The organism is Streptomyces sp. NBC_00080 (assembly GCF_045041255.1).
Classification (GTDB): domain Bacteria; phylum Actinomycetota; class Actinomycetes; order Streptomycetales; family Streptomycetaceae; genus Streptomyces; species Streptomyces coriariae.
Genome location: NZ_CP108235.1, coordinates 3139093 through 3151822, shown reverse-complemented (window position 1 = coordinate 3151822; position 12730 = coordinate 3139093). Strand labels below are relative to the sequence as shown.

Genomic DNA, 12730 nt, shown 5'->3' with positions numbered 1-12730 from the left:
GGAACTGATGTGATCTCGCCCTTGCTGCAAATCGCGGCTGAGGAGGAGGCCCAGAATCCTCTGATCCCGGAGATCCCCGAGCTCGTCATCGGTCTGATCGCGTTCGCGATCGTGTTCTTCGTCCTGGGCAAGAAGCTCCTTCCGAACATCAACAAGGTTCTGGAAGAGCGTCGCGAAGCCATCGAGGGCGGGATCGAACAGGCCGAGATTGCTCGCACCGAGGCCCAGAGCGTCCTGGAGCAGTACAAGGCCCAGCTCGCCGAGGCCCGTCACGAGGCCGCGCGGCTGCGCCAGGAGGCGCAGGAGCAGGGCGCCGCACTCATCACCGAGATGCGTGCGGAAGGCCAGCGCCAGCGCGAGGAGATCGTCGCCGCCGGGCACAGCCAGATCGAGGCGGACCGCAAGGCCGCCGCGTCCGCGCTGCGTCAGGACGTCGGCAAGCTCGCCACCGAACTGGCCGGCAAGCTCGTCGGGGAGTCCCTCGACGACCACGCCCGCCAGAGCCGCGTCATCGACCGCTTCCTCGACGACCTCGAGGAGAAGGCCGAGGCGTCTCGATGACCGCACACGGAGCGAGCCGCGAGGCATTCGCAGCAGCCCGTGAGCGTCTCGACGCGCTGACGGACTCCACGTCCGTGGACGCGGCGCAGCTCGCCGACGAGCTGGCGGCAGTCACCGCGCTGCTCGACCGCGAGGTCTCGCTGCGTCGGGTCCTCACCGACCCGGCGCAGGCCGGCGAGGCCAAGGCCGAGCTGGTCCAGCGCCTGCTCGGCGCCCAGATCAGCGGTGCCACCGCCGACCTGGTGTCCGGCACGGTGCGTTCCCGCTGGTCGCAGTCCCGCGACCTGGTGGACGTGCTGGAGGAGCTGGCGAACATCGCCGACCTCACCGCCGCGCAGAAGGCCGGCACGCTCGACAACGTCGAGGACGAGCTGTTCCGCTTCGGACGGATCGTCTCCTCGAACACCGAGCTGCGCGCCGCACTGACCAACCGGAAGGCCACCGCCTCGGCGAAGAGCGAGCTGCTGCGCAGCCTGCTCGGCGGCCGGGCCGACGCGGCCACCGAGCGACTGGTGACGCGCCTCGTGACCGCGCCCCGGGGACGTAGCCTGGAAGCGGGCCTCGAGTCCCTGTCCCGGCTCGCCGCGGAGCGCCGGGACCGCATGGTCGCCGTCGTCACCTCGGCGGTACCGCTGAGCGACCCGCAGAAGCAGCGCCTCGGCGCCGCCCTCGCCAAGCTCTACGGCCGCCCGATGCACCTCAACCTCGACGTGGACCCCGCGGTCCTCGGCGGGATCCGGGTGCAGGTCGGTGACGAAGTGATCAACGGCTCCCTCGCGGACCGCATCGAGGACGTCGCCCGCCGCATGGCGAACTAGCAGCAACTCAAGACCGCAGTACGAACTGATGGCGGCCCTGGTTGGGCCGTGCAGAGGATTCACCTCTTTCAGGGGGGAGTCCCCATCCCCCCAAAGTGAAACTTCGGGCCCAACAAGGAGAGCAGGGAACCCAGATGGCGGAGCTCACGATCCGGCCGGAGGAGATCCGGGATGCGCTGGAGAACTTTGTCCAGTCGTACAAGCCGGACGCGGCCTCGCGCGAGGAGGTCGGTACGGTCACCCTTGCCGGCGACGGCATCGCGAAGGTCGAGGGCCTTCCCTCGGCCATGGCCAACGAACTGCTGAAGTTCGAGGACGGCACCCTCGGCCTCGCGCTCAACCTCGAAGAGCGCGAGATCGGTACCGTCATCCTCGGCGAGTTCAGCGGCGTCGAGGAGGGCCAGCCGGTCACCCGCACGGGAGAGGTCCTGTCCGTCGCCGTCGGCGAGGGCTACCTCGGCCGTGTCGTCGACCCGCTCGGCAACCCGATCGACGGCCTCGGCGAGATCGAGACGTCCGGCCGCCGTGCCCTGGAGCTCCAGGCTCCGGGTGTCATGGCCCGTAAGTCGGTCCACGAGCCGATGGAGACCGGCTACAAGGCCGTCGACGCCATGACCCCGGTCGGCCGTGGTCAGCGTCAGCTGATCATCGGTGACCGCCAGACCGGCAAGACCGCCCTGGCCGTCGACACGATCATCAACCAGCGCGACAACTGGCGCTCCGGTGACGTGAAGAAGCAGGTCCGCTGCGTCTACGTCGCCATCGGCCAGAAGGGCTCGACCATCGCCTCCGTGCGTGGCGCCCTCGAAGAGGCCGGCGCGCTGGAGTACACGACCATCGTCGCCGCCCCGGCGTCCGACCCGGCCGGCTTCAAGTACCTGGCGCCGTACACCGGTTCGGCCATCGGTCAGCAGTGGATGTACGAGGGCAAGCACGTCCTCATCATCTTCGACGACCTCTCGAAGCAGGCCGACGCCTACCGCGCCGTGTCGCTGCTGCTGCGCCGCCCGCCGGGCCGTGAGGCCTACCCGGGCGACGTCTTCTACCTGCACTCCCGTCTGCTGGAGCGCTGCGCGAAGCTCTCCGACGACTTGGGCGCCGGCTCGATGACCGGTCTGCCGATCGTCGAGACGAAGGCCAACGACGTCTCGGCGTTCATCCCGACCAACGTCATCTCCATCACCGACGGCCAGTGCTTCCTGGAGTCGGACCTGTTCAACGCCGGTCAGCGCCCCGCGCTGAACGTCGGTATCTCCGTCTCCCGAGTCGGTGGTTCCGCGCAGCACAAGGCGATGAAGCAGGTTTCCGGCCGTCTGCGCCTCGACCTCGCCCAGTACCGTGAGCTGGAGGCGTTCGCCGCCTTCGGTTCCGACCTGGACGCCGCGTCGAAGTCCCAGCTGGAGCGCGGTCAGCGACTGGTCGAGCTGCTCAAGCAGGCTCAGTACCAGCCCATGCCGACCGAGGACCAGGTCGTCTCCGTGTGGGCCGGTACCACCGGCAAGATGGACGACGTTCCGGTCGCCGACGTCCGCCGCTTCGAGAAGGAGCTCCTGGAGTACCTGCACCGCAAGGAGCAGGGCCTCATGACCTCCATCAAGGAGGGCGGCAAGATGTCGGACGACACCCTCATCGCCATTGCCGACGCGATCGCCGAGTTCAAGAAGCAGTTCGAGACCTCGGACGGCAAGCTTCTCGGCGAGGACGCCCCGGCCGCGGCCAAGTGACGTAAGGAAGGGACCTGACTCATGGGAGCCCAGCTCCGGGTCTACAAGCGTCGCATCCGATCCGTCACCGCGACCAAGAAGATCACCAAGGCGATGGAGATGATCGCCGCCTCGCGTGTCGTCAAGGCACAGCGCAAGGTGGCGGCCTCCACGCCGTACGCGACCGAGCTCACCCGCGCGGTCACGGCGGTCGGTACCGGCTCGAACACGAAGCACCCGCTGACCACGCAGGCCGAGACGGTCGTGCGGTCCGCGGTGCTGCTCCTGACGAGCGACCGTGGTCTCGCCGGTGCCTTCAACTCCAACGCCATCAAGGCCGCGGAGCAGCTGACGGCACGCCTCGAGGCCGAGGGCAAGCAGGTCGACACGTACATCGTCGGCCGGCGTGGTCTCGCGCACTACAACTTCCGTGAGCGCAAGGTCGCGGAATCGTGGTCGGGCTTCACGGACGAGCCGACGTACGCGGACGCCAAGAAGGTCGCGGGTCCGCTGATCGAGGCGATCGAGAAGGACACGGCCGAGGGTGGCGTGGACGAACTCCACATCGTCTTCACCGAGTTCGTCTCGATGATGACGCAGACGGCGCTCGATGACCGTCTGCTGCCGCTCAGCCTCGACGAGGTTGCCAAGGAGTCGGCGCCGAAGGGCGAGATCCTTCCGCTGTACGACTTCGAGCCCTCGGCGGAGGACGTCCTCGACGCCCTTCTGCCGCGGTACGTGGAGAGCCGCGTCTACAACGCTCTCCTCCAGTCGGCAGCCTCGAAGCACGCCGCCACGCGGCGCGCGATGAAGTCGGCCACCGACAACGCAGGAGAGCTCATCGAGACGCTCTCCCGCCTTGCCAACGCGGCCCGCCAGGCCGAAATCACCCAGGAAATCAGCGAGATCGTCGGTGGCTCCGCAGCCCTGGCCGACGCGACCGCGGGGAGTGACAGGTAATGACGACGACAGTTGAGACGGCCGTTGCCACGGGCCGCGTCGCCCGGGTCATCGGCCCGGTCGTCGACGTGGAATTCCCCGTCGACGCCATGCCGGAGATCTACAACGCCCTTCACGTCGAGGTGGCCGACCCGGCCCTCGCCGGCGAGAAGAAGACGCTGACCCTGGAGGTCGCCCAGCACCTGGGTGACGGCCTGGTCCGCACGATCTCCATGCAGCCCACCGACGGTCTGGTCCGCCAGGCCGCCGTCACCGACACCGGAACGGGCATCACCGTCCCGGTCGGCGACTTCACCAAGGGCAAGGTGTTCAACACCCTCGGTGAGGTGCTGAACACCGACGAGACCTACGACGGTGAGCGCTGGACCATCCACCGCAAGGCGCCGAACTTCGACGAACTCGAGTCGAAGACCGAGATGTTCGAGACCGGCGTCAAGGTCATCGACCTGCTGACCCCGTACGTCAAGGGCGGCAAGATCGGTCTGTTCGGTGGTGCCGGCGTCGGCAAGACGGTGCTCATCCAGGAGATGATCTACCGCGTCGCCAACAACCACGACGGTGTCTCCGTGTTCGCCGGTGTCGGTGAGCGCACTCGTGAGGGCAACGACCTCATCGAGGAGATGGCGGAGTCGGGCGTCATCGACAAGACCGCCCTGGTCTTCGGCCAGATGGACGAGCCCCCGGGCACCCGTCTGCGCGTGGCCCTGGCCGGTCTGACCATGGCGGAGTACTTCCGCGATGTGCAGAAGCAGGACGTGCTGTTCTTCATCGACAACATCTTCCGCTTCACCCAGGCCGGTTCCGAGGTCTCGACCCTGCTCGGCCGGATGCCCTCCGCGGTGGGCTACCAGCCGAACCTGGCCGACGAGATGGGTCTCCTCCAGGAGCGCATCACCTCGACCCGTGGTCACTCGATCACCTCGATGCAGGCGATCTACGTCCCCGCGGACGACCTGACCGACCCGGCCCCGGCCACCACGTTCGCCCACCTCGACGCGACGACGGTTCTCTCCCGTCCGATCTCCGAGAAGGGCATCTACCCGGCCGTGGACCCGCTGGACTCCACGTCCCGCATCCTGGACCCCCGCTACATCGCGGCGGACCACTACAACACCGCGATGCGCGTCAAGACGGTCCTGCAGAAGTACAAGGACCTCCAGGACATCATCGCGATCCTCGGTATCGACGAGCTGGGCGAGGAGGACAAGCTCACCGTCCACCGTGCCCGTCGCGTGGAGCGCTTCCTGTCCCAGAACACCCACGTCGCCAAGCAGTTCACCGGCGTCGACGGGTCGGACGTCCCGCTGGACGAGTCGATCACCGCGTTCAACGCGATCATCGACGGCGAGTACGACCACTTCCCGGAGCAGGCGTTCTTCCTGTGCGGTGGCATTGAGGACCTCAAGGCCAACGCCAAGGAGCTCGGCGTCTCCTGAGCCTCGTGCTCTTGAAGAGGGGCGGGTGCGTCCCGCCCCTCTTCGTACGCCCATTAGACTTGTAACCAACACCCGGCAGATCCGCCGGGTGGTGACCCGAGGAGCCACCTTGGCTGCTGAGCTGCACGTCGCGCTGGTCGCGGCCGACCGAGAGGTCTGGTCCGGCGAGGCCACTCTGGTCGTCGCGCGCACCACGTCGGGCGACATCGGCGTCATGCCCGGTCACCAGCCGCTGCTCGGTGTGCTGGAGTCGGGCCCGGTGACCATCCGTACGAGTGATGGTGGAACGGTCGTCGCCGCGGTGCACGGCGGTTTCATCTCGTTCGCGGACAACAAGCTGTCGCTGCTGGCCGAGATCGCCGAGCTTTCGGACGAGATCGACGTCCAGCGCGTGGAGCGGGAACTCGAGCGCGCGAAGGCGGAGGGCGATGCCGCCGCCGAGCGTCGCGCGGACGTACGACTGCGTGCGGCGGCCTCGCGCTGAGCCAGCGTGTAACCGCTTGACGTCACTCAGCCGCGGTCGGCACCGGAGCAATCCGGAGCCGACCGCGGCTGAGGCAGATATGGATGTTTTTTCCGTTCCGTTACCTATTTTCGGTACCTAGGAGACGAGGAGGTCGGTGTCGATGGTCCTCGCTCTGACTGTGTGCGGAATCGTCGTGGCCCTGGTGGCGCTGGGATTGTTCGTCTTCGGCCTGCGCCGCAGACTCATCCAGCGGTCCGGCGGCACCTTCGACTGTTCCCTGCGCTGGGACGTCTCCGAGAATCCGGACACGAGCGGAAAGGGCTGGAGCTACGGGGTCGCCCGCTACAACGGCGACCGCATCGAGTGGTACCGCGTCTTCTCGTACGCCTACCGCCCGCGCCGGGTTCTGGAGCGCGGCTCGATCGAGGTGGCCGGCCGCCGTCTTCCCGAGGGCGAGGAGGAGCTGGCGCTGCTGTCCGACGCGGTGATCCTCACCTGTGTGCACCGGGGCACGCGTCTCGAACTCGCGATGAGCGAGGACGCGCTGACCGGTTTTCTCGCCTGGCTGGAAGCAGCCCCGCCCGGACAGCGAGTGAATGTGGCGTAGCCGCATTCACTCGCTGGGTGGGGGTCCCCCGGACGAAGTCTGGGGGAGCGTCAATGTCGCTCAGCTACACGAACAGTTCTGCGACGGCTACGACAGTCCGCTGTTGATGGCGCTCACCAGCTCGCCGTTGCTGGTGTCTCCGCTGAACTCCCAGAAGAACGCGCCGCCCAGACCCTGGTTCTTGGCCCAGGTCATCTTGCCGGCGATGGTGGCCGGGGTGTCGTAGGACCACCAGTTGCTGCCGCACTTCGCGTACGCCGTGCCGGCGATGGTGCCGGTGGCCGGGCAGGACGTCTTGAGGACCTTGTAGTCCTCGATGCCCTGCTCGTACGTACCGGCCGCCGGGCCCGTGGCCGTGCCGCCCGGGGCGTCCTGGGTGACACCGGTCCAGCCGCGGCCGTAGAAGCCGATGCCGATGAGCAGCTTGCTCGCGGGTACGCCCTTCGCCTTGAACTTGGCCATCGCGTCGGCCGTGGTGAATCCGGCCTGCGGGATGCCGCTGTACGAGGTGAGCGGGGAGTGCGGGGCCGTCGGGCCCTGGGCCGCCCAGGCGCCGAAGAAGTCGTACGTCATCACGTTGTACCAGTCGACGTACGCCGCCGCGCCCGCGTAGTCGGCCGCGTCGATCTTGCCGCCGGAGGAGCCGTCGGCGGTGGTGGCCGCGGTGACCAGGTTGCCCGTGCCGAACTTGGCGCGCAGGGCCTGCATCAGGTTCTTGTAGGCCGCCGCCCCGCTGGTGTCACAGGACAGGCCGCAGGCGTTCGGGTACTCCCAGTCGATGTCGATGCCGTCGAAGACGTCGGCCCAGCGCGGGTCCTCGACCAGGTTGTAGCAGGACTGCGCGAACGCGGCCGGGTTGGCCGCGGCCTGGGCGAAGCCGCCGGACCAGGTCCAGCCGCCGAAGGACCACAGCACCTTGATGTTCGGGTACTTGGCCTTCAGCTGGCGCAGCTGGTTGAAGTTGCCGCGCAGCGGCTGGTCCCAGGTGTCGGCGACGCCGCTGACCGACTGGTCCGCGGTGAAGGCCTTGTCGTAGTCGGCGTAGGAGTCGCCGATCGCGCACTGGCCGCCTGTGACGTTGCCGAAGGCGTAGTTGATGTGCGTGATCTTCGCGGCCGAACCGGACGTCACCAGGTTCTTGACGTTGTAGTTGCGGCCGTAGATGCCCCACTCGGTGAAGTAGCCGAGCTTGACCTTGGAGCCGGTGGTCGGGGGAGTGGTGCCGCCGCCGGTGGTGTGGACCGCGACCGCGCCGCTGACCGGGCCGGTCTGGTCGGCGGTGTCACGGGCCTGGACGGTGTAGGAGTAGTCGGTGCCGGCCGTCAGACCGGTGTCCGTGTACGAGGTCGTCGTGACCGTGGCGACCTTGGCGCCGTCGCGCAGGACGTCGTAGTTCTTGACGCCCTTGTCGTCGGTGGCGGCGGACCAGGTCAGTTTCACCGAGGTATCGGTGAGGGCGGAGGCGGTCGGGGTGCCCGGGGCGGACGGGGAGGCGTCGCCCGGGACCGTCGTGCCGTCGCAACTGTCGCCGTTGAGCTTGCAGTTGGACGGGGAGCCGGCGCCCGCGCCGTTGAAGCCGAAGGAGACGGAGGCGCCTGCGGCGAGGGCGCCGTTCCAGGACTTGTTCTTGGCGGTCCAGTGGGTGCCGGAGGACGTGACGTCGGCGTCCCAGGCGGAGGTGACGGAGGTGCCGGAGGGGAAGTCCCACTCGACCGTCCATGAACTGATGGCGGTGGTGCCGGTGTTCTTCACCGTCCACCTGCCCTCGAAGCCGGTGCCCCAGTCCGATGCCTTGGTATAGGTGGCGGTGGCGGTCGTGGCGGCCTGAGCGGGGCTCGCGAGGCCGACCAGGCCGGCCAGCGGGAGCAGCAGCGTCGCGAATCCTGCCGCGGCTCTGTGTCTGAAGCGCATCCTGCGCCTCCTCGGGGGGAGTCGGGGGGCGTGACTGAGCCTTCACGCCCACGGTGCCGCGAGAATAGAAAGGTCTGGACCACAGGTCAATAGGTCTGGACCACTGCGGCCCGCTAAACCTCCGGAGCCCCTTCGGATCCCGCCCGGATCCCCAACTCCTGTGCCAGCACCGCCGCTTGCACCCGACTGCGCAGCTCCAGCTTCCCCAGCAGTCGGCTGACGTGCGTCTTCACCGTCGCCTCCGCCATGTCGAGGCGCCCGGCGATGCCCGCGTTGGACATCCCCTCGCCCAGACAGGCCAGCACCTCGCGCTCGCGCCGGGTCAGGGCGTCCAGGACGGCGGGGTCCGCCTTCGGCGCCCGCACCGGCTTCGCGGCGAACTCGGCGATGAGCCGGCGGGTCACCGCGGGAGCGATCAGGCCCTCCCCGGCGGCCACCGTACGGACCGCCGCCAGGAGGTCCCCGGCCTCCGTGTTCTTCAGCAGGAACCCCGCCGCACCCGCCCGCAGCGCCCCGAACACGTACTCGTCGAGGTCGAAGGTGGTCAGCACCAGCACGTCGGCGAGCCCCTCCTCGACGACCTTCCGGGTCGCCGACACCCCGTCGAGACGCGGCATCTGAACATCCATCAGGACCACGTCGGGCCGCAACTCCCGGGCCAGCGCCACCGCCTGCTCCCCGTCCGCCGCCTCGCCCACCACCTCGATGTCGGACGCGCTGCCCAGGATCAGGACGAGCCCGGCGCGTACGGCGGACTGGTCCTCGGCGACGAGGACCCGGACGGCGGAGCTCATACGGGCTCTCCTTCGGTGAGGGGGAACGTGGCACGCACCGTCCAGCACGAGTCCTCGGGCCCGGCGTCGAACGTGCCGTCCAGCAGCGCGGCCCGCTCCCGCATGCCGACGAGCCCGGCGCCGGAGCCGGGCGCGCGGGGGCCGTCCCGATGGCCGTACGGACTCCGCACCCGCACGTCGAGCACCCTGTCGCGCCGGACGAGGGCGACGGTCACCCGGCCCGGACCGGCGTGCTTCAGCGCATTGGTCAGCGACTCCTGGACGATCCGGTAGGCGGCGAGTTCGACGGGGGCCGGCACCGCACCGGGCTCGGAGTCGAGGGCGACGTCGAGACCATTGGCGCGGGCATTCTCGACGAGAGCCTCCAGGCCGTCCAGGGTGGGGGCCGCGGCGGGCTCGCGGTCCCCGCTGCCGTCGCGCAGGATCCCGATCAGCCGCCGCATCTCCGCCAGCCCCTCGACGCTGTTCTCGCGGATGACGGACAGCGCCTGCCTGGAGGTGTCCGGGTCGTCGATCGAGAGAGCCGCCGTCGAGTGGATCGCGATCGCGGACAGGTGGTTGGCGACCATGTCGTGCAACTCCCGTGCCATCCGCGCCCGTTCGGTCGTGACCGCCTGGGTACGGTCCATCTCGGCCAGCAGCGCGGTCTGTTCGGCCCGTAGCCGGGCCGCCTCGGCCGCGTCGCGGTGGTTGCGCACGATCCAGCCGGTGGCGGCGGGCGCGTAGGCCACGATGCCGACCACCACCCCGATCAGCAGAGCCTCCGGCACCCGCCACACCGCGAAGGGCACCAGCGTCCCGGCCACCGTCAGCAGTCCGGTGATCCACTGGATCCGGCGGGCCGACGCGAGCGGGCCGTACAGGACGGCCGCGTACATCAGGTCGGTGTACATCAGCACCGTGAACAGGTTGCCCTGGGTCAGGGTGTCCAGGACGATCGCGGCCGTGCCGGTCAGCAGGGCCGTGCGCGGCGCGACCCGGCGCAGCACCTCGCAGCCGGCCATCACGCAGAGCGGCACCAGGACCGGCCAGGGGCCGTCGAGGAGCGTGATCGGATCGTCGGACGGCCGGGTCCCCAGACCGATGGCGACCAGCAGCAGCCCGCCGAGCAGCCCGCCGACCGCGATGTACACGTCGAAGCGGTGCGGGCGGCGCGGACGGCGCAGGCGGTGCGGGTCTCGGACGGCCATGCCTTCCATCCAACACGCCTCGCCTCCCGTCCGCCTGCTTCTCGGGAACGGTCCCGAACTGCATCTTTCGATGTACCGCGAGTTCGTCACCGCCGACGACGAGACGCGCTCTCCCGGCCGGGAGCCTGGAAGGGTGAGCGAGAGGAGCGAACCGTGATCGTCGGACTGATCATCGCCTGCGAGGTGGCCTTCTGGGTGCTGCTGGCCGCCGGACTGGCCTTCCGGTACGTGTTCCGGATGCCGCGGCTGGGGCTGGCCCTGCTGCTGTGCGAGCCACTGCTGGAGGTCGTGCTGTTCGTGGTGACCGCGATCGACCTCAAGAACGGTGCCGAGCCGGACTGGCGGCACGGCCTCGCCGCGGTCTACATCGGCTTCACCGTGGGCCTCGGCCACTCCACCGTCAGGTGGGCGGACGCCCGGGTCGCCCACCGGTTCGCCGGCGGCCCGCCGCCCGTGCGGCCGCCGAAGTACGGCAGGGCCCGCGCCGTCCACGAATGGAAGGTCGCGGGCCGCTGGACCCTCGCCGCACTGGTCGCCGTGGCGCTGCTCCAGGCGGCCGTGCGGTACGTCGGCGGGGACGGCGAGACCGACTCGCTGCGGGCGTGGCAGTCGCGGATGCTGTGGGTGATCGGCATCAACCTCGTCATCGCGGGGAGCTACACCCTGTTCCCGAAGTCGGAACCGAAGCCGGAACCGAAGTCCGGACCGGACGGCGGACCGGACGGCGGACCGGACGGCGGACCGGACGGTCGATCGGACGGCGGGTCGGAGCGGGAACCGGCCAAGATGCGCTAGCGCTCCCCGCCCGGCACCCAGAGCACGTCGCCGACCGCCTTGTTCGCGGTGCGGGCCAGGATGAACAGCAGATCCGAGAGCCGGTTGAGGTAGGTCGCGGTGAGCGGGTTCATCCGCTCACCGTGCACCTCGAGCGCCGCCCAGGTGGAGCGTTCGGCCCGCCGGACGACCGTGCAGGCCTGGTGGAGCAGGGCCGCGCCCGGGGTGCCGCCGGGCAGGATGAACGACCGCAGCTTCTCCAGCCGCTCGTTGAACCGGTCGCAGTCCGCCTCCAGACGGTCGACGTAGAACTGCTCGACCCGCAGGGGCGGGAACTCCGGGTTCTCCACCACCGGCGTCGACAGGTCCGCGCCCACGTCGAACAGGTCGTTCTGGACCCGGGTGAGCACCCCGCCGAGCTCCTCGTCCAGTCCGCCCAGTGCGAGCGCCGTGCCGAGCGCCGCGTTCGCCTCGTTGACGTCGGCGTACGCGGCGATCCGCAGGTCGGTCTTGGCGACCCGGCTCATGTCGCCGAGAGCGGTGGTGCCCTGGTCGCCGGTCCTCGTGTAGATGCGCGTCAGATTGACCATGCGGCCAATCTAGACCGTCCCGGAGGATCCGTTCCGTTCCCTTCGTCACTGCTGTCGGCGCCTGGTCGGTTCCGGTCCAATCGGCGTGAATCGGACAGTAATTGACGACGTGACCGGCGTCTCACGCCCTGAGACGTGAGCCGCGTTACTAACCGGTCACACAGCGCCTCACGCCCGCTAATCTCCCGCCGAGAGGCATGCGGAGCGGCTGCGCCGGATGGTTGACGCCGGTGACATCGGACGCCTGAGCGGGCAGGGCTTCTACAAGCACCGAAACCGCACAGGCCCCATGGGCCTCACCCCTGCGAGTGAATTGGGTATCGGTTCGCTCACAGACGGCAACCTCCGACCGCTTCCCGCAGTCAGAGGATGCAACACCGGACACCACCACCGCGGAGCACGAGACGCACGCTTAGGGGAGCGCTATGCACATCAGGGGCGACCACGTAGAGCTGGTCGTCGGGGGTCGTCTCGACGTTCGCAGCGCGGCGGATGCCCGTACGGCTCTGCACACGGCCGTGGACGACGGAGTCGGCGACCTGGTGCTCGACCTGTCCGAGTTGGACTCCTGGGACGCCACCGGACTCGGCGTCATCATGGGCGTCCACCGACGGGCCGGCCGGTGCGGCCGACGCCTGGTGCTGCGCGGGGTGCCTCCGCAGATGCAACGCCTGCTGGTGGCCACCCGACTGCACCGGATCCTCGCGATCGAGGGCGGTATCGGAGTGGAGTCCCTGCCCCGGGTCTGAACCCCGAGGCGGCGTGGCCTGCGGCGGACGCGGGAAACATGCGACGGGCGCAATCCTCACGAGACTGTGACGCTTCGGGCGGCCCGGCACCCCGGGCTGTCGTAGATACTGTGCGAAGGTTTACGGTTCGTCTGCCCGCCGCTCTCAGCCCTCGAGCGGGCACCGGACCAG

General features: G+C 69.2%; 13 protein-coding genes. 9 read left to right on the top strand and 4 right to left on the bottom strand.

Features of this window, described 5'->3' with window-relative positions; genetic code table 11:
- Window positions 1-12 precede the first annotated feature (12 nt).
- The 7 genes from OHU34_RS13705 to OHU34_RS13675 all read left to right on the top strand — a co-directional run bounded on the left by OHU34_RS13705 (window position 13) and on the right by OHU34_RS13675 (window position 6551).
- Window positions 13-561 (top strand): F0F1 ATP synthase subunit B, encoded by a 549-nt coding sequence (locus OHU34_RS13705; RefSeq protein ID WP_142268064.1) that lies wholly within the window; start codon window positions 13-15, stop codon window positions 559-561.
- Window positions 558-1379 carry a F0F1 ATP synthase subunit delta gene (locus OHU34_RS13700; RefSeq protein ID WP_142266191.1) on the top strand — a complete coding sequence of 274 codons (822 nt, stop codon included), beginning with the start codon at window positions 558-560 and terminating at the stop codon, window positions 1377-1379. Before OHU34_RS13705 ends, OHU34_RS13700 begins: the two co-directional genes overlap by 4 nt.
- 134 nt (window positions 1380-1513) lie before the next feature.
- Window positions 1514-3103 (top strand): F0F1 ATP synthase subunit alpha, encoded by a 1590-nt coding sequence (gene atpA, locus OHU34_RS13695; protein WP_020131178.1) that lies wholly within the window; start codon window positions 1514-1516, stop codon window positions 3101-3103.
- A 21-nt stretch (window positions 3104-3124) separates the two neighbouring features.
- A complete protein-coding gene (locus OHU34_RS13690; RefSeq protein WP_057603460.1) occupies window positions 3125-4042 on the top strand; it encodes a F0F1 ATP synthase subunit gamma in 918 nt (305 codons plus the stop codon).
- Window positions 4042-5478 carry a F0F1 ATP synthase subunit beta gene (atpD, locus tag OHU34_RS13685; RefSeq protein WP_054239902.1) on the top strand — a complete coding sequence of 479 codons (1437 nt, stop codon included), beginning with the start codon at window positions 4042-4044 and terminating at the stop codon, window positions 5476-5478. Before OHU34_RS13690 ends, atpD begins: the two co-directional genes overlap by 1 nt.
- Window positions 5479-5587: 109 nt before the next feature.
- Window positions 5588-5962 (top strand): F0F1 ATP synthase subunit epsilon, encoded by a 375-nt coding sequence (locus OHU34_RS13680; RefSeq protein ID WP_057584029.1) that lies wholly within the window; start codon window positions 5588-5590, stop codon window positions 5960-5962.
- Window positions 5963-6104: 142 nt separating this feature from the next.
- Window positions 6105-6551 (top strand): DUF2550 domain-containing protein, encoded by a 447-nt coding sequence (locus OHU34_RS13675; RefSeq protein ID WP_230194627.1) that lies wholly within the window; start codon window positions 6105-6107, stop codon window positions 6549-6551.
- Between the two features lie 87 nt (window positions 6552-6638).
- Here the strand turns inward: OHU34_RS13675 and OHU34_RS13670 are convergent, their stop codons facing one another.
- The 3 genes from OHU34_RS13670 to OHU34_RS13660 all read right to left on the bottom strand — a co-directional run bounded on the left by OHU34_RS13670 (window position 6639) and on the right by OHU34_RS13660 (window position 10446).
- Window positions 6639-8462 (bottom strand): glycoside hydrolase family 18 chitinase, encoded by a 1824-nt coding sequence (locus tag OHU34_RS13670; RefSeq protein ID WP_230194626.1) that lies wholly within the window; start codon window positions 8460-8462, stop codon window positions 6639-6641.
- Between the two features lie 113 nt (window positions 8463-8575).
- On the bottom strand, window positions 8576-9256 hold the full coding sequence (locus tag OHU34_RS13665; protein ID WP_142266194.1) for a response regulator transcription factor: 681 nt from the start codon (window positions 9254-9256) through the stop codon (window positions 8576-8578).
- Window positions 9253-10446 carry a sensor histidine kinase gene (locus OHU34_RS13660; protein WP_405766479.1) on the bottom strand — a complete coding sequence of 398 codons (1194 nt, stop codon included), beginning with the start codon at window positions 10444-10446 and terminating at the stop codon, window positions 9253-9255. Before OHU34_RS13660 ends, OHU34_RS13665 begins: the two co-directional genes overlap by 4 nt.
- A 153-nt stretch (window positions 10447-10599) precedes the next feature.
- Between OHU34_RS13660 and OHU34_RS13655 the strand changes: the two genes are divergently transcribed.
- Window positions 10600-11241, top strand: a complete 642-nt coding sequence (locus OHU34_RS13655) for a hypothetical protein (RefSeq protein ID WP_405766477.1) — start codon at window positions 10600-10602, stop codon at window positions 11239-11241.
- Here the strand turns inward: OHU34_RS13655 and OHU34_RS13650 are convergent.
- On the bottom strand, window positions 11238-11810 hold the full coding sequence (locus OHU34_RS13650) for a cob(I)yrinic acid a,c-diamide adenosyltransferase (RefSeq protein ID WP_020131169.1): 573 nt from the start codon (window positions 11808-11810) through the stop codon (window positions 11238-11240). The genes OHU34_RS13655 and OHU34_RS13650 overlap by 4 nt on opposite strands.
- Before the next feature lie 425 nt (window positions 11811-12235).
- On the opposite strand from OHU34_RS13650, the gene OHU34_RS13645 reads away from it, so the two are divergent.
- On the top strand, window positions 12236-12559 hold the full coding sequence (locus tag OHU34_RS13645) for an STAS domain-containing protein (protein ID WP_020131168.1): 324 nt from the start codon (window positions 12236-12238) through the stop codon (window positions 12557-12559).
- Window positions 12560-12730 lie beyond the last annotated feature (171 nt).

What these genes read in the sequence shown, in the direction of transcription:
- OHU34_RS13700 (WP_142266191.1), top strand. Translation starts at nt 558, where the DNA reads ATGACCGCACACGGAGCGAGCCGCGAGGCATTCGCAGCAGCCCGTGAG.
- atpA (WP_020131178.1), top strand. Translation starts at nt 1,514, where the DNA reads ATGGCGGAGCTCACGATCCGGCCGGAGGAGATCCGGGATGCGCTGGAG.
- OHU34_RS13690 (WP_057603460.1), top strand. Translation starts at nt 3,125, where the DNA reads ATGGGAGCCCAGCTCCGGGTCTACAAGCGTCGCATCCGATCCGTCACC.
- atpD (WP_054239902.1), top strand. Translation starts at nt 4,042, where the DNA reads ATGACGACGACAGTTGAGACGGCCGTTGCCACGGGCCGCGTCGCCCGG.
- OHU34_RS13675 (WP_230194627.1), top strand. Translation starts at nt 6,105, where the DNA reads ATGGTCCTCGCTCTGACTGTGTGCGGAATCGTCGTGGCCCTGGTGGCG.
- OHU34_RS13670 (WP_230194626.1), bottom strand. Translation starts at nt 8,462, where the DNA reads ATGCGCTTCAGACACAGAGCCGCGGCAGGATTCGCGACGCTGCTGCTC.
- OHU34_RS13665 (WP_142266194.1), bottom strand. Translation starts at nt 9,256, where the DNA reads ATGAGCTCCGCCGTCCGGGTCCTCGTCGCCGAGGACCAGTCCGCCGTA.
- OHU34_RS13660 (WP_405766479.1), bottom strand. Translation starts at nt 10,446, where the DNA reads ATGGCCGTCCGAGACCCGCACCGCCTGCGCCGTCCGCGCCGCCCGCAC.
- OHU34_RS13650 (WP_020131169.1), bottom strand. Translation starts at nt 11,810, where the DNA reads ATGGTCAATCTGACGCGCATCTACACGAGGACCGGCGACCAGGGCACC.
- OHU34_RS13645 (WP_020131168.1), top strand. Translation starts at nt 12,236, where the DNA reads ATGCACATCAGGGGCGACCACGTAGAGCTGGTCGTCGGGGGTCGTCTC.